Annotated in this window: 24 protein-coding genes and 1 riboswitch; of the genes, 4 read left to right on the forward strand and 20 right to left on the reverse strand. The window is 67.5% G+C overall.

Annotation, left to right across the window (positions count from 1 at the left end; all coding sequences use genetic code 11):
* A riboswitch (glycine riboswitch) is annotated at positions 1-99 on the reverse strand.
* Between the two features lie 241 nt (positions 100-340).
* Entirely contained in the window at positions 341-880 is a 540-nt protein-coding gene (locus C9424_RS11600) for a TetR/AcrR family transcriptional regulator (protein WP_116767039.1), read from the reverse strand.
* Between the two features lie 68 nt (positions 881-948).
* On the opposite strand from C9424_RS11600, the gene C9424_RS11605 reads away from it, so the two are divergent.
* On the forward strand, positions 949-2,547 hold the full coding sequence (locus C9424_RS11605; RefSeq protein ID WP_116766980.1) for an MFS transporter: 1,599 nt from the start codon (positions 949-951) through the stop codon (positions 2,545-2,547).
* A gap of 5 nt (positions 2,548-2,552) precedes the next feature.
* On the opposite strand, the gene C9424_RS11610 is transcribed toward C9424_RS11605, so the two are convergent.
* The 4 genes from C9424_RS11610 to C9424_RS11625 all read right to left on the reverse strand — a co-directional run bounded on the left by C9424_RS11610 (position 2,553) and on the right by C9424_RS11625 (position 4,985).
* The gene (locus C9424_RS11610; RefSeq protein WP_116766981.1) at positions 2,553-3,026 is read right to left on the reverse strand and encodes an SRPBCC family protein; all 474 of its coding nucleotides are present in this window, start codon (positions 3,024-3,026) and stop codon (positions 2,553-2,555) included.
* Between the two features lie 10 nt (positions 3,027-3,036).
* On the reverse strand, positions 3,037-3,396 hold the full coding sequence (locus C9424_RS11615) for an ArsR/SmtB family transcription factor (RefSeq protein WP_116766982.1): 360 nt from the start codon (positions 3,394-3,396) through the stop codon (positions 3,037-3,039).
* Positions 3,397-3,519: 123 nt separating this feature from the next.
* Positions 3,520-3,999 (reverse strand): Dps family protein, encoded by a 480-nt coding sequence (locus C9424_RS11620; protein WP_091251364.1) that lies wholly within the window; start codon positions 3,997-3,999, stop codon positions 3,520-3,522.
* A 167-nt stretch (positions 4,000-4,166) separates the two neighbouring features.
* Positions 4,167-4,985 carry a sigma-70 family RNA polymerase sigma factor gene (locus C9424_RS11625; RefSeq protein WP_237563414.1) on the reverse strand — a complete coding sequence of 273 codons (819 nt, stop codon included), beginning with the start codon at positions 4,983-4,985 and terminating at the stop codon, positions 4,167-4,169.
* A 254-nt stretch (positions 4,986-5,239) separates the two neighbouring features.
* Between C9424_RS11625 and flgN the strand changes: the two genes are divergently transcribed.
* The gene (gene flgN, locus C9424_RS11630; RefSeq protein ID WP_161958224.1) at positions 5,240-5,755 is read left to right on the forward strand and encodes a flagellar export chaperone FlgN; all 516 of its coding nucleotides are present in this window, start codon (positions 5,240-5,242) and stop codon (positions 5,753-5,755) included.
* Positions 5,756-5,767: 12 nt separating this feature from the next.
* On the opposite strand, the gene C9424_RS11635 is transcribed toward flgN, so the two are convergent.
* The 13 genes from C9424_RS11635 to C9424_RS11695 all read right to left on the reverse strand — a co-directional run bounded on the left by C9424_RS11635 (position 5,768) and on the right by C9424_RS11695 (position 16,727).
* The gene (locus tag C9424_RS11635) at positions 5,768-6,016 is read right to left on the reverse strand and encodes a carbon storage regulator (protein WP_116766985.1); all 249 of its coding nucleotides are present in this window, start codon (positions 6,014-6,016) and stop codon (positions 5,768-5,770) included.
* Positions 6,017-6,025: 9 nt separating this feature from the next.
* Entirely contained in the window at positions 6,026-7,363 is a 1,338-nt protein-coding gene (locus C9424_RS11640) for a hypothetical protein (RefSeq protein WP_116766986.1), read from the reverse strand.
* Positions 7,341-9,389 (reverse strand): flagellar biosynthesis protein FlhA, encoded by a 2,049-nt coding sequence (locus tag C9424_RS11645; RefSeq protein ID WP_116766987.1) that lies wholly within the window; start codon positions 9,387-9,389, stop codon positions 7,341-7,343. Before C9424_RS11645 ends, C9424_RS11640 begins: the two co-directional genes overlap by 23 nt.
* A gap of 76 nt (positions 9,390-9,465) precedes the next feature.
* Positions 9,466-10,566 (reverse strand): EscU/YscU/HrcU family type III secretion system export apparatus switch protein, encoded by a 1,101-nt coding sequence (locus C9424_RS11650; RefSeq protein ID WP_116766988.1) that lies wholly within the window; start codon positions 10,564-10,566, stop codon positions 9,466-9,468.
* Positions 10,566-11,324, reverse strand: coding sequence for a flagellar biosynthetic protein FliR (locus tag C9424_RS11655; protein WP_116766989.1), 759 nt, complete (start codon positions 11,322-11,324; stop codon positions 10,566-10,568). Before C9424_RS11655 ends, C9424_RS11650 begins: the two co-directional genes overlap by 1 nt.
* 1 nt (position 11,325) lies before the next feature.
* A complete protein-coding gene (fliQ, locus tag C9424_RS11660) occupies positions 11,326-11,601 on the reverse strand; it encodes a flagellar biosynthesis protein FliQ (RefSeq protein ID WP_090956900.1) in 276 nt (91 codons plus the stop codon).
* The gene (gene fliP / locus C9424_RS11665) at positions 11,598-12,464 is read right to left on the reverse strand and encodes a flagellar type III secretion system pore protein FliP (protein WP_116766990.1); all 867 of its coding nucleotides are present in this window, start codon (positions 12,462-12,464) and stop codon (positions 11,598-11,600) included. Before fliP ends, fliQ begins: the two co-directional genes overlap by 4 nt.
* The gene (gene fliO, locus C9424_RS11670) at positions 12,461-13,069 is read right to left on the reverse strand and encodes a flagellar biosynthetic protein FliO (RefSeq protein WP_116766991.1); all 609 of its coding nucleotides are present in this window, start codon (positions 13,067-13,069) and stop codon (positions 12,461-12,463) included. The genes fliP and fliO overlap by 4 nt, the downstream gene beginning before the upstream one ends.
* A complete protein-coding gene (gene fliN, locus C9424_RS11675; RefSeq protein ID WP_116766992.1) occupies positions 13,070-13,792 on the reverse strand; it encodes a flagellar motor switch protein FliN in 723 nt (240 codons plus the stop codon).
* On the reverse strand, positions 13,789-14,685 hold the full coding sequence (locus C9424_RS11680; RefSeq protein WP_237563415.1) for a flagellar motor switch protein FliM: 897 nt from the start codon (positions 14,683-14,685) through the stop codon (positions 13,789-13,791). Before C9424_RS11680 ends, fliN begins: the two co-directional genes overlap by 4 nt.
* A gap of 85 nt (positions 14,686-14,770) precedes the next feature.
* A complete protein-coding gene (locus tag C9424_RS11685; protein ID WP_116766993.1) occupies positions 14,771-15,595 on the reverse strand; it encodes an OmpA/MotB family protein in 825 nt (274 codons plus the stop codon).
* The gene (locus tag C9424_RS11690; protein ID WP_116766994.1) at positions 15,592-16,410 is read right to left on the reverse strand and encodes a motility protein A; all 819 of its coding nucleotides are present in this window, start codon (positions 16,408-16,410) and stop codon (positions 15,592-15,594) included. Before C9424_RS11690 ends, C9424_RS11685 begins: the two co-directional genes overlap by 4 nt.
* Positions 16,411-16,412: 2 nt before the next feature.
* The gene (locus tag C9424_RS11695; protein WP_116766995.1) at positions 16,413-16,727 is read right to left on the reverse strand and encodes a flagellar FlbD family protein; all 315 of its coding nucleotides are present in this window, start codon (positions 16,725-16,727) and stop codon (positions 16,413-16,415) included.
* A 311-nt stretch (positions 16,728-17,038) separates the two neighbouring features.
* On the opposite strand from C9424_RS11695, the gene C9424_RS11700 reads away from it, so the two are divergent.
* Positions 17,039-18,199, forward strand: coding sequence for a cytochrome P450 (locus tag C9424_RS11700; protein WP_116766996.1), 1,161 nt, complete (start codon positions 17,039-17,041; stop codon positions 18,197-18,199).
* A 147-nt stretch (positions 18,200-18,346) separates the two neighbouring features.
* Positions 18,347-19,273 carry a DUF559 domain-containing protein gene (locus tag C9424_RS11705; RefSeq protein ID WP_116767041.1) on the forward strand — a complete coding sequence of 309 codons (927 nt, stop codon included), beginning with the start codon at positions 18,347-18,349 and terminating at the stop codon, positions 19,271-19,273.
* Between the two features lie 74 nt (positions 19,274-19,347).
* Here the strand turns inward: C9424_RS11705 and C9424_RS11710 are convergent, their stop codons facing one another.
* Together C9424_RS11710 and C9424_RS11715 are read right to left on the reverse strand one after the other, a co-directional pair.
* Entirely contained in the window at positions 19,348-20,520 is a 1,173-nt protein-coding gene (locus C9424_RS11710) for a flagellar hook protein FlgE (RefSeq protein ID WP_116766997.1), read from the reverse strand.
* 31 nt (positions 20,521-20,551) lie between these two features.
* Positions 20,552-20,986 (reverse strand): flagellar hook assembly protein FlgD, encoded by a 435-nt coding sequence (locus C9424_RS11715; protein WP_116766998.1) that lies wholly within the window; start codon positions 20,984-20,986, stop codon positions 20,552-20,554.
* Between the last annotated feature and the right edge of the window lie 10 nt (positions 20,987-20,996).

The following is a 20,996-nucleotide window of genomic DNA, read 5'->3' on the forward strand; positions in this document are numbered from 1 at the left end:
CTTGCCGCGGCGGTACGTGGGCCTGAGAGATTCCTGGGGAGGATTTGCTCCTACGGCGCCTGCTTGTACCTACTTGCAGGACTCTCCCGCCGCAGATCAAAGGCGTATTCAATTGGGTGTTCAATCGGGGGTGACAACAGTCACAACAATCATTGTCCTATGCCGGGCGCGCGTCCGCAAACTCCCGCCCGCCGTCGGCCCCACGTTACGAGGAGCGACGGCACCGCGAATTCGCCGGAAACGTGCCGGATCGCCGTAACGTTCGCGCGAACTCGCACACTTCCGGCGACTTCGGCGGACTCGGAGGTCGCGGAGGTCGCAGCGCGAGCAGTTCAGGGCCTCAGCGGCGCAGCTTCTCGACGGCGGCCAGGAGGCCCTCGACGTCTGCCTCGATTTCAGCGGGCGGACCGGCGGGCCCCCGTCCGAGCATGGCGTTGAAGTACAGCCCGTCCCCCATGTACAGGACCGCCTTCGCCATGGCGGGCCCGACGTCGGCCGCCAGCAGTTCCAGCCAGCTCGCCTGGCCTGCGGCGAAGCGGCGCTGGGTTTCCTCGTGCGCCACCTCGGCGAGCCGGGTGGCCGCCACGAAAACCCGGTCCATGGGCGTGTCCGCCCATACCGAGGACTTGATGAAGTACGCCGCCGCGCCTTCCGGAGCTGCGGCCATGGCGGCGACATCCGCGGCCAGATGTCGGTCCAGCCGTTCGAGCAGGACCGAGATCATCGCTTCCTTGGTCGGGAAGTGGTAGAGCAGGCCGCCCTTGGAGACGCCGGCCCGCCGGGCGACGGCGTCCAGCGTCGCGGCGCGTTCGCCCACTTCGATGAGCAGGGATTCAAAGGCGTCGAGGACGGCCTCGCGGGCCACGGGTTTTCTGGGCATGCTTCCCATCATGCCCGTCCGGCCCCGCATTTCTTAACTGTACCGTCCAGACGGTATAGTTATGACTTATGGGCACCACATCGACTACCACAGCCACCAGCAACCCGGCGGCCACCCGGCCCCAGGCACCCTGGCGTGACTGGGTGGCGTTGGCCCTGCTGATGTTCCCCGTTCTGCTCGTGGCCGTGGACAACACCGCCCTGACCTTCGCCCTGCCGGCCATCGCCCGCAGCCTGTCCGCCTCCGGCGTCCAGCTGCTCTGGATCATCGACGCCTACCCCCTGGTCCTGGCCGGGCTGCTCGTCGCGATGGGCAGCCTGGGCGACAGGATCGGCCGCCGCAGGCTGTTGTTCGTGGGCAGCGCGGGTTTTGCCGTGGCTTCGGCCGCGACGGCGTTCGCCCCGAGCGCCGAATGGCTGATCGCCGGCCGCGCGGGGCTAGGCCTCTTCGGCGCCATGCTCATGCCCTCTACGCTCTCCTTGATCCGCAACATCTTTCCCCAGCCCAACCGGCGCCGCCTGGCGGTGGCCATTTGGGCCGCGGGCTTCTCCGGCGGTGCCGCCCTCGGCCCGATTGCCGGCGGCTGGCTCGTGGAACACTTCTGGTGGGGCGCCGTCCTGCTGGTCGCGGTGCCGATCATCCTGCCGCTGCTGCTGCTCGGGCCGGCGCTGATCCCGGAATCCCGAGATCCGAAGCCCGGCCGCGTGGACGTGCCCAGCATCATTTTGTCCCTGCTGGTCATGGTGCCCGTGGTCTATGGGATCAAGGCGCTCGCCACGCACGGGCCGGCACCGGAGGCCTTCGCGAGCATCGGCGTCGGCCTGTTGATGGGCTATGTCTTTATCCGGCGCCAGCGCAACCTGGCCGAAGGCCACAGCACAGCCCGCGCGACGGGCCACAGTACCGCGCCGATGCTCGACGTTAGCCTCTTTGGCAACCGGATCTTCAGCACGGCCATCATCGCCAACGTTCTGGCGCTGTTCTCCTTCAACGGATTCATTCTCTTCCTGGCCCAGCACCTGCAACTGCTGGAGGGCCAGTCCCCCTCGGCCTCGGGCGTCGCCATGGTCCCGGCCCTTATCGCCACCGTCGTTGCCGGCCTGCTGGTGGTCCCGCTGGTGCGGAAGGTCCGGCCCGGTTTCGTCGTGGCCGGCGGCCTGCTGCTGAGCGCGGCGGGCTATTTCATGGTGGCGTTCGGCGACCACAGCCACGGGCCGTCACTGCTCCTGGCCGCGCTGATGGTCCTCTGCCTGGGAGTGGGTGCCGCGGAGACCATCTCCAACGACCTGATCCTGGGCGCCGCACCGGCCGACAAGTCGGGGGCCGCCGCCGCGATCTCCGAGACCGGCTATGAGGTGGGGTCCCTGCTGGGCACCGCGATCCTCGGTTCCATCCTCACGGCCTCGTACCAGGGCAACCTCCGGCTCCCCGCGGGTGTGTCCGAGCTCGCGCCGGCCGGAGCGACGAGCCAGGCCGGCGAAACCCTCGCCGGCGCGGTGGAGCTCGCCGGGATGCTCCCGGCTCCCCTGGCGGAATCCGTGACGGCGGCCGCGCGTACTGCCTTCGACTCCGGCGTCCACATCACGGCCGCCATCGCACTGGTCCTGATGTCCGGGGCCTGCGTCCTGGCCGCGATCGTGCTCCGTACGGTGCCGAAGGCCAAGTAGCAGGCTCAGTTGCCGTCGACGTACTTCTGCAGGGCGTCAAGGAGCTCGCCCGTGCCTTCCTTGCGCCCGGCGACCTGAGCCCCGTCACTTTCCGGGGACCCGGTGAAGAAGGCGCCCTGCTCGGTCAAGGTCAGCAGGGTGCCGTCGCCGTCGGGCTCGAGTTCGACCGTACTGAGCGAGACGGACATGCGTCGTCCATCGAGCAGCATTTCGTAGCTGTAAACGATCCGCTCGTTCTCGACGATGTCGTGGTAGATGGCATGCATGGTCGAAACCCAGCTGCCCACCGGACCTCCGACGTCGGTCTCGCGGCCGCCCTCCCGGAAGTCGAGGCTGGATTCGCCCTGATACCACTCCGGCGGACCGCCAAACCACTTCTTCTTGCTGGCATGGTCGGCAAACGCGGCAAAGACGCGCGACGGCGGTGCGTTCAGCCGGCGCTCCAGGGAAAAATTCGCGTGCGTAACGGGGACACTCATGACGGACTCCTCATTGCTCAGTGTGGACGCTGGGATCCAGGAATTGCTCCAGCCGGTCGAGGCGGCGCTCCCCCGGCGTCCGGCGCTGGCCCAGCCAGCCCTCTGCGCGCCGGACTGTGACAGGGTCGATGCTGCAGCTGCGGACCCTGCCGATCTTTTCGCTGCGGATCAGGCCGCTGGCTTCCAGGACCTGCAGGTGCTGCACAACGGCGGGCAGGCTCATCCCGAACGGCGCGGCCAGCTGCGAGACCGAAGCCGGCCCGTCGCAGAGCCGGACCACGATCGCGCGGCGGGTGGAGTCGGCGAGCGCGTGGAAGACGCCGTCGAGCTCCCGCTCACTGAGCCCGCGGCCCGCTGAATTGTTAAGCACATCGTTAAGTATTCGCCGGTCCGGAGGGAAGTCAAGAGGGCGCTTAAACACAACGGCCGGCGCCGGGACAACCCGACGCCGGACACCGTGTCTTAGGGAAGGGCGGGCGGTGGGAGCCGGCCCCTACTTGCTTTCAGGTGTGGTCACGCTGGCGGTGGCCTTCATGGTTTCCGCATTGACCATCCAGGCGTACTGTTCGAACTTAGCAATGAACTCATGCAGGAGGTCTGCGGTGGTGGGGTCTTCCTCGTCCACTTCATCGTGCACCTTGCGCATTGTGCCGACGGCCGCTTCCAGGGCCGCGACAATCCGTTCGATGGCGTCCTTGGTGTTGATCAGGCCCGCGGGGAACTCCGCGAGTGCGGTGGATTTGGAAACCGTGGAGCTGCGGCCGTCCGGCAGGGCGTGGAGGGCGCGCATGCGCTCGGCGAGGTCGTCGGCGAATCCCCGGGCGGCGTCGATGATTTCATCAAGCTGAAGGTGGAGGTCCCGGAAGTTGGTTCCCACGATGTTCCAGTGCGCCTGCTTACCCTGGACATGCAGTTCAATCAGGTCCACCAGAACCGCCTGCAGGTTGTTCGTCAGTGTGGGTGATGCTTTCATGCGTCCTCCTCGATAGAACCGGTGCAGTGAAGGCCTCGTGCGCCATCTGGTGGCGCTCCGGCCGGTATCTTCGACGCTATCGCAGGGCATCGCCGCGCCGCGATGGTTCCGGGAGGAATTTCTCGGTCAGCTTACTAAGTAGGCTGACTAACCGTGAAGGGGCCCGCTCAGACAGCCTCGTTGAGGACCGGGCCCTGCGTAAAAATGGCCCGCGTGATGCCGCCGGAGGTGGCGTCGGAGAGCTGGCTGAGGTAGTCGTTGCGGCGTCGGGGGGTAATCCTGGACTGTGGTTCGAAGGCCTGTTCGGGGTCGTCGGCGTAGTGGGCCGTCAGTCCGTCGCGCATTAGCCGGATGGCCTCGGACCGCTGCTGCGATACTGCGGCGTGCGTGGATCCGAGTTCCGCGGCGAGGTCTTTGACCGTCCGGTCACGGAAGTAGATTTCCTCGACAACGTAGCGCATCCGTTCGGGCAGGGACTTCACGGCGGCCCGGAGGTACTGGAGCCGTTCGTCCGCCAGCACGGAGTGCTCGGGTGAGAGGGTCTCAGCGGCGAGGGTGTCAACCACGGCCTCATCGAGGGGCGTCAGCGTGCGGGACGCATCGGCCAGCGCGGCCTCCACCACGCTTTGCTGGACACCCAGCGCGGACGCGATTTCGTCCACTGTCGGGGTGCGGCCCAGCGCGGATGCCAGCGTTTCCTGCACGGACATGGTCTCTTTGATCCGCCGGCGGGCGGAGCGGGTGGCCCAGTCACTGGCCCGCATCTCGTCCGCGAAAGCGCCAAGGATGCGCCGGCGCGCAAACGCGCCGAAGGGCACGCCGAGGTCCGGATCGAACGAATCGGCCGAGGTGATCAGGGCAATAGCGCCGGCTGAGGCCAAGTCATCGCGAGAAAGGTGTGACGCCTTTGAGCACAAATCTGAGACGAGATACCCCACCAGCGGAAGGTGCTGCGTGACCATCTCGTTGCGTTCCACGCGATTCACTACTGTGTCCCCCCATGAGACCGGATCCGAAGGGTCGTAGACCCTTAAAACGCCGAGAGCCGCACCCAAGAACGGACCGGTACTCCCCCCATAGGAGTCAGCGTTCGATAGTGGGGTGCAGCACCCATGGTGGAAACCTATCACCTGATCCGCGATCTGCGTGTACCCTCAGGAAAAAGCTTGGCCAAAAATGCGGTAACCGCGCGATCGCCTGTTTCAGCTCTGGTTCAGGCGGCGGCAAGGGAATGGGGCCCATGAGCGCAAGTGATCTCTCCGCAGCACTGTGGCAGGAGCGGCGACAGCTGGAGCTGCTCCTGTTCAGGCTGGAAACGCAGCGGCTGCACGTCGACGCCGGGAATCTGGAGTGGCTGAACTTCATGGCGTCCGAGGTCGAAACCGTGCTGGACCGCCTGCGCTTCGAAGCCCTGGCCCGGAGCGTCGAATCTGCGGCCGTGGCGGCCGAATGGGGCCTGCCGGCACAGACAACGCTCGTGGAACTGATTTCGGCCGCACCCGCCGGGCCCTGGTCCGAGATCCTGCGCGAGCATCTGGACGCCCTGCGTGGACTCCTGGCCCGGCTCGGCGAGGCCGCCCGCGTGAACGAACAGGCGCTGCGGGCCCTCCCGTTGCCGGGACGTCCTGGCCCGGGGGGCACGGCCGGGCTTCTGGATCAGCTCACTACGGCGGGGAACCTGGAGCGGTCCCTGGCCGTGGTGCGGCGCACGTCCCAGCCCCTCCTGGCGCAGTACCTGGGCATGGAACGGGACTGATCCGGAGCCGGCTCAGTCCGTAGCGGGCGCTGCGGGCGGCGGCATGAGACCGCGCAGCGCGTCTTCAGTATCCGGTCCTGCTTCCGCCGCGGCGAGGTTTGCCGCCGCGATGGCCTCAATGACCTCCCGGCGCTGGATCGGCACGCCCCGGGGCGCCTCAATGCCTATGCGAACACCGTCACCGCGGCCTTCCAGAACCGTGATGACGATGCCGTCGCCGATCATGATCTGTTCGCCCGGCTTGCGTGTAAGTACCAGCATCCTCTCAATCTACCCTTCGCCGCGGAGAGCGCCGGACGATTCCCGCCGGTTCTGCCATGTCACATCAGGGCCGGCCGGGCGCGCGTCGATCCAGCCCACGGGCAGTCCCAGGGCGTTGACGCTTTCCGGGCTTCCGGTCTCCGAGGCGCCGACCACCGCCACGGCGGTCAGGTTGAGCTGGGCCGCGAGTACGCCGACCCAGCGCGCCGTGTCCTCATGCTTGCGCCCTGCGTCGACCACCACCCAGATCTGGTCGGCCGAGAGCGCGGCCACGGACTGCACCCGGGCCAGGGTGTTCCGGGCCCTGCCGATTCCGAACGCCACCAGGACGGTGCGCTCCGTGACCACAGCGTGCGCGCGGGCGGCCGTGGCGCCTTGGCGGCCGTCAACGTGCAGGTGGCCGTAGGCGGAGAGGTCGCCGGCGGTCCGCACATCCGCACCGCCGGCGGCCATGGACATCGCCAGGGCGGCATCCATGGCGTCGTCCCCCAGCCCGACCAGGGCCACGAGGTCGCCGACGCCCCTCAGCGGGACCGGGACCGGGACCGGGACCGGGGCCGCTGCCAGCGGCGTCTCGGGGCGCCCGGCGTCGCGGGCGGCAGCCACCTTTACGGCAGGGATCCCGGTGTCAGACGCCGGAACGGCAGGAGGGTGAACGATGGAACCGGCAACGGCGGGAGCTTGGGTTGCCGGAGTTCCGGGGGCGGAAAGCGGGCCGGCGGGGGTTCCGGCGGCACGCCCCGCAGGACCGGCCACCGGTTCCGCCGGGGCGCGCAGTCCGGCGCCGAGCTGCTCCAGGATCTCGGCGAAGTCCCGCGACTCGGTGGAAACCCCTGCAGCTGCGGGCCGGTGCAAGCTCAGTTCAGCAGCGTCTGCCTCTTCCAGCAGTGCGGCGATGGCGGATCCGTGAAGGTGATGGGCCGGTCCGACGGCGGGGCGGGCCTCGGGCGGCCCGCCCCGCTCCCCGGCGAGGGACGCGGACGGAGCCGCCGCGGCCTTGGCGCCGGCGGCAGCGCCGGCGTCGAACTTCCCGGCATCGGGAAGCTTCCCCGCGGAGGCCGTCGCGCGGGTCCCGCCGGCGGCGGTGCCAATGGGGGGGCTGGCAGCGGCGTCTGCGTCGGCCCCGGCGAGGATGTCGGCGTCGGGCACCACTTCGCCGGTGACGACTTCATGCTTGGGCAGGACCTCAACCATGGCCTCGTAGCGGTCCTGGGCGAAGAGCCCGGCGATTCCGGGACTACTGACCCGTTCGGCGGACACGATCCGGGCGGCCGGCCCGTACTGCTGCTCCGCCTTGCGGCGGATCTCCTCGAGCGAGGCCCCCTTAAGCCGATAGCGGTTCGGCATGGCGCACGACTCCTACTGTCTCGATCCGGACATTGGCAGAGGTCACCTCGCGGTAGGACAGCACCGGAACCGACCCCGGCTGTGCCCCCACGAGGCGGTGGATGGCCGGCCGGAGCGCCGGGGCGCACACGAGCACGGCCTGGCGGTTGGCGGCGGCCGCGGCGTCGACGGCGGAGCTCACGGACCGCAGCACGGCGTCGAGCCTGTCCTGCCCCATGACGATCTGGCTGCCGCCTTCCGCGGGCCGCATGTCCTCGAGCATGTGCTGCTCCAGGACGGGATCGATCATGATGACGTTGAGTACCGGACCGTCCATGAACTTGGCCGTGAGGGCGGGGCCGAGGGCCTGCCGGGCGGCTTCGACGAGCGATTCCGGGTCCGTGGAGATCTTGGCGCGCAGCGTGAGGGCCTCGTAGATCCGGGCGAGGTCGTTGATGGGCACCTGCTCGTCCAGGAGCCCTTGGAGGACGCGTTGCAGCTCGGCGAGGGAGAGCAGGGCGGGGGTCAGTTCGTCGACGGCGGAGGGGCTTTGCTTGCGCACGCCCTCGGTCAGGACGCGGACGTCCTCGCGGGACAGCAGCCGGGCCGCGTTCGCCGAGACGATCGAGGACAGGTGGGTGACCAGGACGGAGACCCTGTCGATCACGGTGGCACCGGTCATTTCGGCGTTGTGGCGCATCTCCCCCGGAATCCACTTCCCGGCGAGCCCGAACACGGGTTCGATCATCGCAGGACCGGGGAGCGAGTCCAGGTTGTCGCCCAGGGCGAGCATCTGGCCGCTGGGGGCCGTGCCGCGCCCGGCTTCCACGCCCGCGATCCGGATCGAATAGGTGGCCGGCGGCAGGTCCACACTGTCCCGGGTGCGCACGGGCGGGATGACGAGGCCCAGTTCCATGGCGATCTTGTGCCGGAGGGAGCGGACCCGGGCCAGGAGGTCGTCAGAGGCGCCCGAGACCATGTCCACAAGGTCCGGAGCCAGCAGGATCTCCACGGGGTGGATGCGCATGTCCTCCAGAAGTTTCTCGTTGGGGTCCATCTCCGGGAAATTCAGCGCGGTGGACTCGGCCTCCCGGGCCCTCTCCGCCAGCTGCTGGCTGGCGGCGGTGCGGCGGGAGGCGAGGATCAGTGCGGCGCCGACCAGGATGAACGGGATGGGCGGCATGCCGGGGATCAGGGCCATGGCCATGGCGGCGACACCGGCGATCATGAGCGCGTTGGGTGACTGCAGCAGCTGGGTGGACGCGGTCCGGCCCATGTCCGACTCGGCGTTGGACCGGGTCACGATCATGCCGGTGGAGACGGCCATGAGCAAGGCCGGGATCTGGGTGACGAGCCCGTCTCCCATGGTCAGCAGGCCGTAGGTGTTCAGGGCGTCGCCGATGTCCAGGCCGCGCTGGATCATGCCGATGGCAATGCCGCCGACGAAGTTGATGATGATAATGATGATGCCCGCGATGGCATCGCCCTTGACGAACTTCGAGGCGCCGTCCATGGCGCCGTAGAAGTCTGCCTCGGCTGAGACCTCGGCCCGCCGTTCCCTGGCCTGGGTGTCGGTGAGGAGCCCGGCGTTGAGGTCGGCGTCGATCGCCATCTGCTTGCCGGGCATGGCATCGAGGGTGAAGCGCGCGCCCACCTCGGCCACGCGCTCGGCGCCCTTGGTGACCACGACGAACTGGATCACCACAAGGATCAGGAACACCACCGCGCCGATGATCATGGAACCGCCGACCGTCACCTTGCCGAAGGCCTCAATGACCTGCCCGGCGTACCCGTTGCCCAGGACCAGGCGGGTGGAGGCGACGTTCAGGCCCAGCCGGAACAGCGTGGCCACCAGCAGCAGGGAGGGGAACACGGAGAAGTCCAGGGGCTTCTTCACGAACATGCTGGTCAGCAGCACCAGCAGTGCCAGCAGGATGTTGCAGACGATGAGGAAGTCGAGCAGGGGCGCGGGCACGGGAACCACCAGCAGCAGCACGATCCCCACGATGCCGATTGGCACCGCCAGCCGGTTCAGCCTGTTGTTCATGGTGCGGTCCTTTCACAGACGCTGATTCCCAAAGTTTTACCGCGGCGCTTCATCTGCCGTTGCCTCATGCGGTGCCTCATGCAGCGCCTCCCACAATGGCGGCCGGGCGGCTCATGCGGTGCATCCCGGCGGCGGCGCCCCGGGCCTTGAGCGCCATGACGAACGCGAGGACGCCGGCCACCGCCCGGTAGAAGTCCACCGGGATCTCATCGCCCAGCTCACAGGCTCCGTGGAGGGCCCTGGCCAGCGGGATGTCCTGGACCATGGGCACGTTCTTCTGCTCGGCTTCTGCCCTGATCCTGGCGGCCACGTGGCCGGCGCCCTTGGCCACCACGCGGGGGGCTGACTTGCCGGGCTCGTATTTGAGGGCCACGGCCACGTGCGTGGGGTTGACCAGGACGACGTCGGCATCACCGATCGCGGCGATCATGCGGTTCCGGCTCATGGCCATCTGGCGGGCCCTGCGCTGGGACCGGATCAGCGGGTCGCCCTCGCTGTTCTTGTTCTCGTCCTGGACTTCCTTCTTGGACATCCGGGTCTTCTTGCGGTTGCGCCGCATGACGACGAAGAAGTCCGCCGCGGCCAGCACGATGCCGGCGGCCACAGCGAACTGGACCAGGGAGGCGATGCCGCCGGCCGCTGCCGCCGTAACACCAGCCACGGGGAGTCCTCCCGCGGTCAGCAGCACCGGGACGAGCCCCTGCACCACCATGTACAGCACCAGCCCCACCACGCTTGCCTTCAGCAGCGCTTTGATGCCGCCCCACACCGCCTGGGCGCCGAAAAGCCGCTTGACCCCGCTGAGCAGGTTGAAGTGCTCGAATTCGAACCGGAATTTCTTCAGGTGGACGCCGCCCTGCAGGGCGGAGGCGGCCAGGACGGCCAGGAACACGACGACCAGCAGGGGCCCGACAATGCCGGCGATGGACGCAAAACCGTCCTCCAGCGCCTGGACGGCTTTGCCGGGGTCGGGTGCCGAGATGATGCCGCGGATGCTGAAGAGCTGGTCCGCGGCGGCGTTGGCGCCCCGCTCCACAGTGCTGGGCAACATGAGGGCGGCCGCACCCACGCCCACCCAGGCGGTGAGGTCCTGCGAACGGGAGAGCTGGCCCTTGGAACGGACCTCCCTCATCCGTTTGTCGGTGGCTTGCTCGGTCTTCTCCTGTGAATCCGCCATCAGCCCACCCCCAGCACAGCTTTGGCCGCCTGTCCGGCGAGGCTGGAAACGATCCGCGGCAGGGCCAGGAACATGAAGCCGGCCAGCATGAGGGTCAGGAGGATCTTGAGCGGGAAGCCCAGCGAGAACGCGTTCAGCGCCGGTGCAACGCGGGTCAGGAGGCCGAGTCCGACGTCGGCGAGGAACAGGACCACCAGCAGGGGCCCGGCTATCTGCACGGCGGCCAGGAACATGCCGGATACTGCCGCAATGATGGCCTGGACGGGCTGCGTCAGGTCTATTCCCCCGGCCAGGGGCAGGGCCGCGAAACTGCCGGTGAGGCCCGTGATGACCAGCTGGTAGCCGTCGGAGGCGAACAGCAGGGCCAGCGCCGCCATCTGCAGGAGGCGGGTGAACTGGGCGCCGTTGACCATCATTTGGGGGTCGAAGGCCTGGGCCATCTGGAAACCGCTGGCGAGGTCGATCAGGCTGCCGGCGGACTGGATGGCGGAGAAGATCACCAGGACCAGGAATCCCAGGGCAAAGCCCGTGACAAGCTCCAGGACCACTCCGGTGAGGAACCCGGCGGTATCGCGGGGCGTGTACCCGCCCGCCAGGCGCTGGGTCACTGCCAGCCCCAGGCCCAGTCCCAGCATGGCCTTCACGCGCCCCGGAAATGCCTGGTGCGAGAACGGCGGTGCCACGATCAGGAAGGCGGTCATCCGGACCGTGGCCAGCAGGAGGACTTCCAGCCAGCTCGGGTCGATGGGGATGCCCACCTCACAGGCCTCCGAGCAGGGATGGAATCTTCGCGAAGAGGTCGTTCGTGAACGTAACCATCTCCGAAATCATCCAGTGTCCGCAGACGATCAGGGCCACGGCCACGGCGGCGGCCTTCGGCACGAAGGACAGGGTGGCTTCCTGCAGCTGTGTGATGGACTGCAGCAGCGAGATGGCCAGGCCCACCACCAGCGCCGTGACCAGCACGGGTGCGGCGAGCTTGGCGGCCACGATCATGGCCTGGAGGCAGATGTCCAGGACGGCGTTGGCGTTCATCCGCTGCCCGCATAGCTTTGCACGAGCGCGGTGATGACCAGGCCCCAGCCGTCCACGAGGACGAAGAGCAGGATCTTGAAGGGCAGCGAGATCATGACCGGCGGCAGCATCATCATGCCCATGGACATCAGGGCCGCGGACACCACGAGGTCGATCACGAGGAACGGGATGAAGATGACGAAGCCGATGATGAATGCGGCACGAAGCTCGGAGATCATGAAGGCCGGAATGAGGGTCTGCAGCGGGACGGCCTCAGGGGTGGCAGGGTTCTCGGCGCCGGCGGCGCGGGACATCAGGGCGATGTCCTCTTCCCTCGTGTGAGCGAGCATGAAGTGCTGCAGCGGACCCGATGCGGCGCTGACCGCACCGTTGAAGTCCAGGGTGCCGTTGAGGTACGGCTGGATGCCGGCGGTGTTCATCTCGTTGATGACGGGCCACATCACAAAGATCGACAGGAACAGTGCCAGCCCCGCCAGCACCTGGTTGGGCGGGATGGACGGCAGGGAAAGCGCGTTGCGGGTCATCGCCAGGACCACGAAGATCTTGGTGAAGGACGTCATCATCAGCAGCAGCGAGGGCGCAACGGCCAGCAGCGTGATCCCGATCAGGGTCAGGACGGCGGTGGAGGGTTTGCCGTCCACCCCGTTGATCTGGATGTTGACGTTCCCGGTTCCGGGAGTGGCCGGATCGGTCGGCGCCACCGGCGGGGCCGGGTCGATGGGTGCTGCGTGGCCGGTGGAGGCGTTCAGCCACACCAGAAGGACCGCAAACAGCACGGCGGCGAGCCCCAGGGCCAGGAGGCGGAAGGGTCCAGTGCGGGCGGGACGCAGGCGGGTCGTGCCTGTGGTGAGGGGGCGGATCAATTGCGGCGTCCGCTCCTGAGAGCGGCGGCGGCCTGCTTCCACGTGGAGCCGGCAAGGATGGACCCGTGCAGGGGCGGATGGGCCGGGGCGCCGGCAGTACTGCCACGGCTGGCGGGGCCGCGGGTGTGCGGGTTCCGGTGCAGGGAACTGCGGCGCGACGGCGGCAGGTCCGGGCCGCCGTCGGCGTTCTCAACGACCGGGCCGTCAGCGAGCAGTCCGTTGTGGCCGTCCGCGGCCGGGCGGCCCGGCTGGCTGCTGAAGTGGTCACCGGCGAGCGGCCGGGCGTCGGCGAGGATGCGGGCGAAATCCCCGAAGCCGCGGCTGATGCCGGGGACCGGGACGTCTTCGGGTTCGGGCGGGATATCCCCCGTGTGCAGGACGTTCACGGCGTGTTCGGTGACGCCCAGCAGGAAGCGCTGCCCGGCGGCGTCGACCACCACCACGGAGGCTTTCTGTCCGAGGCTCTGCCGGCTGACGATGGTCAGGGCGCGGTCAGCCCGGCGCCGTCCGGTGCCTTTGCCCAACCGGCGCTGCAGGAACCACATGAGGCCAAGCACCGCGCCCAGGGCCACGACTACCCGTAGCCCGAGGATCAGTGCGTCCATTCAGCTGAGTCCCTCGGCGACGTCGAGGATGCGGGTGATCCGCACTGCGTAGTCCTGGTCCAGGACCACCACTTCGCCGTGCGCGATCAGGCGGCCGTTGAGCAGGATGTCCGCGGGGGCTCCGGCGGAGCGGTCCAGTTCGATGATCTTGCCCGGTTCCAGGGAGAGCACGTCGCGGACGGACATCCGGGTGCGGCCGATCTCCACGGTCAAGGCCATCTCGATGTTGTTGATGCGGCCGAGCCGGCCGGCCGCCGTGTCCCCGGCGGCGAAGACGTCCCCGGCGCGGTCCTGGCTGTTGCCGTGTTCTCGGAGCCGGACAGCAAACCAGGCCGCGGCGTTGCTGCCGTCGGACAGTTCAAAGACGGCCGTGTCGGGGTCCGAGAGGAGCCCGGAGACATCGGATTCGCGCAGGTCGGACAGGACGCCGGCCCCGAAGACGGAGCTGGCGCTTTCCATGGCCGGGCGCAGCACATCGGTCACGGAGACGTGTCCCAGCTGGGTCCCGGCGCCGGCCGCCTCGTCAAGGAAGGTGCGGTCGCTGAGCATGAGCGCGAGGTCGGCGGTGACCGCGCCGACGAAGGTCGCCGTGACCGCCTGGCGGGCGTAGGCCGCAGCGGCGCGGGCGGGCACCAGGGCGACGACCTTCAGGGCCACCGGGCTGGGCAGTTCCTCGACGAGCCGCTCCGCCGACAATTCGTGCTTGGTCAGGGTGATGCTCATCGTTGGTTCTCCTCGATTGTGACAATGACTGCGGCCGCGCGGGAGCCGTTGCGGGCCGGTGCGGCGGTGGCCAGCCGGGTTCCGTCCAGGGTGAGGTCAAAGGGCCGGTTTTCCAGGTGGGGCAGGGTCAGGACGTCGCCGACGGCGAGGCCCAGGACCTGGCCGGGGGTGACGAACGACGTCGAAAGCCGCACCGACAATTCCACCGGCACCTGCTCCAGCTGGGCGCTGATGCGCGCTGCGGCGTCGCCGCGGTTGTCGGTGGGGTTGACCTTCTTGAGCCGTCCCAGCAGGATGGCGGCCGGAACGGCCAGGGTGGCGGGGGCGTTGACGTCGCCGACACTCATGGTGAAGGAGGCGACGATCATCAGTTCGCTCGGCGCAGCGGCCTGGGCGAATTGGGAGTTGTACTGGATGGTGTCCACCCGGACGGTCTCGCTGAGCAGCGGGCCCAGCGAGTAGCCGAGGTCTTCGAGGGCCTCGTCCATGAGGCCCTTGATCAAGGCCTGCTCGATCTGGGTAAATTTCCGGTCCGGCATGGGCGAATCATTCGAGGCGCCGAGCATGCGGTTGACCCAGCCAAGGGCGGCCGGGCCGGGGAACTGCACCACCAGCTTGGAGTCCTGGGCTTCCACGGTGCACAGGACCATGGCGGTGACGGCGGGCAGGGACGCGGCGTATTCGTCGTAGCTGAGCATGCTCACGTCTTCGAGGCGCACCACGGACTTGACCCGGACCTTGGCGGTCAACTGGGTTCCCCACTGGCGGGCGAAGGTTTCGAAGGCGAGCTCCAGCACACGGCTGTGTTCGCGCGCGAGCGTCGCAGGACGGCGGAAGTCATAGACGCTGACGGTCCGCTCCCGCGCCACTTCCCGCTCATCCAGAACACTCACGGTTGCCACTATCGGCAAGGGACCCGCCGGCGTAAGCAGTATGCCTTAGGCAATACGGTGCAATCCGCCGTAAGCAAGGGACAGCCTATTTCTCGCTCAGCTTCAACGCTTCCGGAATGAGGGCGCGGACGACGTCGGGCTTGTCCGAAATGACCACGATGTCCACCCGGCGGTTCCGCTCCATGAGCTCCGGGGTGGAATCGTCGTTGACCTGGCGGGCCGAGCCGAAGGCGACGGCGCCGATGGTCGCGGGGGCAATGCCGCCGTCGTCCACCATGTAACGCAGGACGTTGACGGCACGTGCCGAGGACAGTTCCCAGGTGGACGGGTAGGCCGTAATGCCGTTCGCGGCATGCCCCTCGACCATGATTTCCATCCCGGCCGGCTTCAGCACCGGGGAGATGATCTGCAGGACCCGGGTGGCCCGGGACGTGAGTTCGGGCCGGTCGGGCTCGAAGAAGGCCTGTGACCCGACGAGCTTGACCGTCAGGCCGCGTTGGTCGATCTGGAACTCGACGTTTTCGCTCAGCCCGGCCGCTGCCAGGCCGGCCTGCATTTTCGCCTGCAGCGCCTTGAGCCGGTCCACTTCCTTGATCGCCTCGGCCATGTTCTCGGGCGACGCCGTTGCCGCGCCCTTCACGGCGGCGAACGCCTCGAGGTTCTTATCCACGAGTTCCGGCGGCACCACGGTGCCCGACGCCGTGTCCACTGTCTGCGACGCAACCGCGCCGAAGCCCGTGGCCAGGGAGTTGCGGAGCTTTTCGAACTTGTTCGCATCGACGGTGGACATCGCGAAGAGGACGATGAACATGCACATCAGCACGGTGACCATGTCCATGTAGGACGCCATCCACCGTTCGTCGACGTGGTGTTCTTCCGGCTTCTTGCGTCCGCGCCGCCTGGGGCTCACGCGGCCTGGTCCATCTTGCCGGGTTTGTCGCCGTCACTCTTCTTGCCGCCCCGAGCCGTGCTCTTGAGCTGGTGCTCCGGGACCATGGCACGGAGCCGTTCGGCGAGCAGCAGCGGCTGGGCGCCGGACTGGACCGACAGCATGCCTTCCATGAGCAGCGTCATCCGCTCGATGTCCAGTTCCGAGAGCCGGCTCATCCGGGCGCTGAAGGGAAGCCAGATGAAGTTGGCCGAGAGCAGGCCCCACAGGGTGGCGACGAAGGCTGCCGCGATCATCGGGCCCAGATGGTCCGGGGTGGAGAGGTTTTCCAGGACGTGGGTGAGGGACACCACGGTGCCGATGATGCCCACAGTCGGGGCATAGCCACCGAGGCTGGCGAAGAATTTGGCGTTGGCGTGGTCGCTGCGGGACTTCGAATCGATCTCGTCCTCCATCAGCATCCGGAGGTCCTCGGCGTCGGTGCCGTCGGCGATGTTCTGGAGTGCACGGGCGAGGAAGGGATCTTTGACGCTGGCCGCTTCTTCCTCCAGGGACAACAGGCCCTCGCTGCGGGCCTTTTCGGCGAAGCGGACCATCTGGTCGATGCTTTCCTGCGGCTTCGCCGTCTTGCCTTGGAACATTTTGGGCAGCGCTTTGAACGCCTGGACGACGTCTTTGAGGGTGTTGCCGGCGATCCCGACGGCGAGCGTGGCACCGAAGACCAGGATCATGGGGGCCGGGAGAAGCAGTGCCGACAGGCTGGCGCCTTCAAGGGACACCATGGCGATAACTGAGCCAAAGGCGAGGAGCAGTCCGATGACTGTTGCGGGATCCATGGTTACTTTCTGGGTTTCACGGGCGCCGTGGTTCCGGCTCCGTCGGTGTCGTCTGTGTCGTCGGTATCGTCGTCCGGCTCAACAGTCCGGACCAGGCTCAGCGGATAACCGGTGATGGCCGGGAAGTCCCGGGCCTTACTCAGGATGTAAGCCCGGTAGTCGGCGATGAGCTCGACCACTTCCGCGAGGCTTTCCAGGACCACGTAGGCGGCGCCGTCGAGCGTCACCAAATGCGTATCCGGGCTCTCGTGGATGCGTTCGATGAGGTCCGGATTGACCGCGAAGCGCGTTCCGTTGAGGCGTGTGACGACGATCATGGGCCGATTCTGCTCTGTGAGGGGAAGGGTGTTCTCCTCCGTACTGTCGGCAGCCCCTGCCCCTTCGTTAGGCGGCCGGGCCAGGCGCCGGCGCTGACGGGTGGCCGAGGCGACAGGATTTACTGTGATTGCCTGTAATTGCCGGTGATTTCCTGTGCGCCGCATGCCGGGCGGTACTAGGGTGGGTCCTGACGGGGCCATGCGGCCCGCCCCGTTGGAGCCTTGGTCCGATGCGGTTGATCCATCGCGTTCACAGCTCTTAGTTTTGCCCCACGACGCATCGGCCGCCCGCCTCATCAGGAAGGCCAGCCATGGTGCATTTTCCGGCTCTGGAGCCGTTGAACCCGTTTCCCCAGTACGAAGCCATGCGGCGCAGCGACCCCGTCTTCCAGGATGAGGAGACCGGTGTCTGGCACGTCTTCGGCTATGACGACGTGCAGCGCGTTCTGTCCGAGCACGCCACGTTTTCTTCCCGAATGGGCGGGGACAATCCAACCGAAACAGGGCAACTGTTCGCGGCCAGCCTGATCAATACGGATCCGCCCAGACACCGCCAGCTGCGTTCCCTCGTGACGCAGGCGTTCACGCCGCGGTCGGTGGAAGCACTCGCACCGCGCATCTTGGCACTCACGCACGAGTTACTGGATCCGGTCGTTGCCACGGGCAGCACGGACCTGATCGATCAGCTGGCCTATCCACTCCCGGTGATCGTGATCGCGGAGCTCATGGGCATTCCGGCCGCAGACCGGGACCGGTTTAAGCAGTGGTCTGACATGATCGTGAGCCAAGCCCCGGGCGCCGACGAGTCCGGCCACCCCGATACCCACCGGGAAATGGCGGAGTACTTCATGGGCATGATCGAGGAGCGGCGCCGCCAGCCGGGCAGTGATTTGATCAGCGCGCTCCTCGCGGCCGAGATCGACGGGCAGAAACTCAGCGTCATCGAGCTGCTCGGATTCTGCGCCCTGCTGCTCGTCGCGGGCAACGAGACCACCACCAACCTGATCGGCAATGCCGTGCTGTGCTTCGCCGAATCGCCGGGCACGGCGGAGCGCCTTGTCGCCGACCCGGCCCTGCTCCCGCAGGCGATCGAAGAGGTGCTGCGCTACCGCTCCCCCGTACAGTCCATGTACCGGATCTCGGCCGTGGACACCACGCTGCGCGACCGGTCGATTCCTGCGGGGTCGCCCCTCGTGGCCTGGATCGGCTCGGCGAACCGCGACGGGGATCAGTTCCCGGATCCCGATGTGTTCGACGTCGGCCGCTCACCCAACCGTCACCTCGCCTTCGGGCAGGGCATCCACTTCTGCCTCGGGGCTCCCCTGGCCCGGCTCGAGGCCAGGATCGCGCTGCAGGCCGTGCTCTCCCGGTTGCCCGGGCTGGCAGTGGACCCCGGGGCGCAGCTGGAGCGGATGGAAAGCACGATCGTCTATGGGGTAAAGCATCTTCCCGTGTCCTGGCAGGCCGGCTGACCGCGAGCGCCGCGGCCGCCCTTCCCCTCTTGTTGCGCCATCACTTATGGCGGCCATTTCGACGTTTTGGCAACCATAAGTGATAGCGCAACGGGGGGCTGTGGATAACGCCGGCAGCATCACGCCTTTGCGGCAACAATGGTCCGCATGCGACCTGCCGAGCCATTGCCCTCCCATTTGTCGGATGCCCCGTTCACCGTGCATGAGGCGAGAGCTGCAAACCTGAGCCGGTCCCGGCTCCGTGCATCCGACATCGCCCCGGCCGGCCGGTTGATCTATCTGCCGGCCGGCTGGGACTTTGAGATCCGAAGCCTGGCACGCGCACTCTCGGCGGCGACGCCGGGCGGCTGGATCTCGCATCTGACCGCTGCAGTGATCCACGGGCTGTGGCTTCCGGCTTGGTTGTGCGGAAGCCGGGAATTGCATCTCAGCAAGCCCAAAGCGCTGCCACCGGTCCGGCGGGAGGGCGTCGTGGGGCACACCGTCCTCGCCTTCCCGGACGAGGTCACGGTGCTGGACGGTATCCGCATTTCGACCCCGGCCCGCACTTGGCTGGACCTTGCCCGCGTCCTGCCGTTGGAAGCCCTCGTGGCAGTGGGCGATCAGCTCGTGCGTCAGCCGCGCCCGGGTCTGGAGATCCGCACCGAACCGTGGGCGACACGCGAGGAACTGCGGTCGATGCTCAAGCATCATCCGAAGTTCCAGGGGATCGTGAAGGCCCGCCAGGCGGCCGAGCTGATCCGTGCCGGTGCCGACTCCGCACCGGAGACGTTCTTGCGGCTGGCGCTCACCGCGGCCGGACTCCCGGAACCGGAGTTGCAGCTGCGGCTTGTCCCGGAGGACCCGTACTCACCCGCCGCGGACATGGGCTACCGCAAACAGCGCATAGCCATCCAGTACGACGGCGCCCACCACCGCACGCGCGAACAGCAAACCCGGGACTACCGCCGCGACGAAGTCTTCCATGCCGCTGGATGGCGGTACTTCAAGTTGAACGCCGACGATCTGGCCAACGACTTTCGGGGCGCGGTGCGCAAGGTACGGATCGCCCTTGGCACCGGTTCGGCCCGCTAAACACCCGTTGCTCTATCACTTATGGCTGCCTCGCCGCTCGAATAGCAGCCATAAGTGATAGAGCAACCCCGGGGCTAGCGCTTCAGCTGGGTCAGTTCCTGCAGAACCTCATCCGAGGTGGTGATGATGCGGGCGTTGGCCTGGAAGCCGCGCTGCGCGACGATGAGGTTGGTGAATTCCTGGGACAGGTCCACGTTGGACATTTCCAGGGATCCGGCGGTAAGGGTGCCCATGCCGGGGTCGCCCGCAGCACCCAACTGCACGCCGCCGGAGTTGCCGGTGGCCACGTAGGAGGAGCCACCGGCTTTCTCCAGGCCACCGGGGTTGGTGAACTTGGCGAGGGCGATCTTGGCCAGGACCTGCTTGATGCCGTTGCTGAAGGACCCCACCAGGGAGCCGTCGTTGCCCAGCGTGTAGGACTCGAGCTTGCCGACGGCGGCGCCGTTCTGGCCGCTGACCGTCAGGGAGCTCATGGAGGCGTAGCCGGAGACCTTGGAGAGGTCCACCGTGATGCCGGATACGCTCAAGGCCCCGCTGGGGGTGAGCTGGCCGTTCGACTGCTGCGCGAGCTGAATGGTCGACGTCGTTGCCCCGTCTTTTGCGGTGACGTTCCAGCCGCTAGCGCTCTTGGCGAATGTCACTGTCAGGCTGCGCTCGGCGCCTGCCGCGTCGTAGACATTGACGACGCGGTCCAGTGGAGCGTCGGTAACGAGGGCATCGCTGGGCAGGTTCCCGTCCATGGTCACCGTGTCCGTGGCCTTCGCAACCATGGTGTTGGGGTTCAGCGTGATGTCGCCGACGGGAGAACCGGCGTTGATCACGCCGTTGGTGGCGGTCCAGCCCTGGAGGATGCCGCCGTCGGGGCTCACCAGCTGGTTGGCCGCGTCGGGGCTGAACGAGCCGGCGCGGGTGAAGAGCTGCTGGCCGACCTTGCTGGTCACGAAGAAACCGTCACCGGAGATCATCATGTCCGTGGCGCGGCCGGTGCTCTGCGAAGAGCCCTGGCTGAAATTGGTGGTGACTCCGGCCACGCGGACGCCGAGACCGATCTGGGCGGGGTTGCTGCCGCCGGTTCCGGCCTGCGGACCGGAGGCGCCCTGCTGCAGCTGGGACAGGGTGTCCTGGAACTGGGTGGAGGATGCCTTGAAGCCGGCGGTGTTGACGTTGGCGATGTTGTTGCCGGTGACGTCGAGCATGGTCTGGTGGGCGCGAAGGCCGGAGATTCCGGAGTACAGCGAGCGGAGCATGGGAACTGCCTTTCTACGGGTAAAGAACTGGTTAGGATGCGGCCGGAGCAGTAAGCCCGGTGATGGAGTCGAGGGGAACGGTGATGTCGCCGACCTTGACGGCCGGGACCGAGCCCGCATAACTGACGGAGCTGGCGATACCGGTCCCGGTGGTGCCGTCCGCGAGGGTGTAGCCCACCGACTGGCCGATCAGCTGGGCTGCCGCCGTCCGCATCTGGAGGGAGAAACCCTCCTTGCTGTTGGTGGTCAGTTCAGTCATTTTTTCCATCGTGGAGAGCTGGAGGGTCTGGCTCATCATCTGGTTGGTGTCCATGGGCGCGCTCGGGTTCTGGTTCTTGAGCTGGGCCACGAGCAGGGTCATGAACACGTTGGCATCCATGGTCTGGGCGGGTGTCCGGGCAGCAGACGCCGGGGCGGCTGCTCCCGCCGGCGTCACTGGCTGGGATGCGATCGGCTGAATCGTCATATGTCGCGTT

Source organism: Arthrobacter sp. H-02-3 (assembly GCF_003097355.1).
GTDB classification, from domain to species: Bacteria; Actinomycetota; Actinomycetes; order Actinomycetales; family Micrococcaceae; genus Arthrobacter; species Arthrobacter humicola.

Bases quoted from the DNA above. Each gene is read 5' to 3' on its own strand.
- C9424_RS11600 (WP_116767039.1), bottom strand. From the start codon at position 880: ATGCCCAGAAAACCCGTGGCCCGCGAGGCCGTCCTCGACGCCTTTGAA.
- C9424_RS11605 (WP_116766980.1), top strand. From the start codon at position 949: ATGGGCACCACATCGACTACCACAGCCACCAGCAACCCGGCGGCCACC.
- C9424_RS11610 (WP_116766981.1), bottom strand. From the start codon at position 3,026: ATGAGTGTCCCCGTTACGCACGCGAATTTTTCCCTGGAGCGCCGGCTG.
- C9424_RS11620 (WP_091251364.1), bottom strand. From the start codon at position 3,999: ATGAAAGCATCACCCACACTGACGAACAACCTGCAGGCGGTTCTGGTG.
- flgN (WP_161958224.1), top strand. From the start codon at position 5,240: ATGAGCGCAAGTGATCTCTCCGCAGCACTGTGGCAGGAGCGGCGACAG.
- C9424_RS11635 (WP_116766985.1), bottom strand. From the start codon at position 6,016: ATGCTGGTACTTACACGCAAGCCGGGCGAACAGATCATGATCGGCGAC.
- C9424_RS11640 (WP_116766986.1), bottom strand. From the start codon at position 7,363: ATGCCGAACCGCTATCGGCTTAAGGGGGCCTCGCTCGAGGAGATCCGC.
- C9424_RS11645 (WP_116766987.1), bottom strand. From the start codon at position 9,389: ATGAACAACAGGCTGAACCGGCTGGCGGTGCCAATCGGCATCGTGGGG.
- C9424_RS11650 (WP_116766988.1), bottom strand. From the start codon at position 10,566: ATGGCGGATTCACAGGAGAAGACCGAGCAAGCCACCGACAAACGGATG.
- fliQ (WP_090956900.1), bottom strand. From the start codon at position 11,601: ATGAACGCCAACGCCGTCCTGGACATCTGCCTCCAGGCCATGATCGTG.
- fliO (WP_116766991.1), bottom strand. From the start codon at position 13,069: ATGGACGCACTGATCCTCGGGCTACGGGTAGTCGTGGCCCTGGGCGCG.
- fliN (WP_116766992.1), bottom strand. From the start codon at position 13,792: ATGAGCATCACCCTGACCAAGCACGAATTGTCGGCGGAGCGGCTCGTC.
- C9424_RS11690 (WP_116766994.1), bottom strand. From the start codon at position 16,410: ATGGATCCCGCAACAGTCATCGGACTGCTCCTCGCCTTTGGCTCAGTT.
- C9424_RS11695 (WP_116766995.1), bottom strand. From the start codon at position 16,727: ATGATCGTCGTCACACGCCTCAACGGAACGCGCTTCGCGGTCAATCCG.
- C9424_RS11700 (WP_116766996.1), top strand. From the start codon at position 17,039: ATGGTGCATTTTCCGGCTCTGGAGCCGTTGAACCCGTTTCCCCAGTAC.
- C9424_RS11705 (WP_116767041.1), top strand. From the start codon at position 18,347: ATGCGACCTGCCGAGCCATTGCCCTCCCATTTGTCGGATGCCCCGTTC.
- C9424_RS11710 (WP_116766997.1), bottom strand. From the start codon at position 20,520: ATGCTCCGCTCGCTGTACTCCGGAATCTCCGGCCTTCGCGCCCACCAG.
- C9424_RS11715 (WP_116766998.1), bottom strand. From the start codon at position 20,986: ATGACGATTCAGCCGATCGCATCCCAGCCAGTGACGCCGGCGGGAGCA.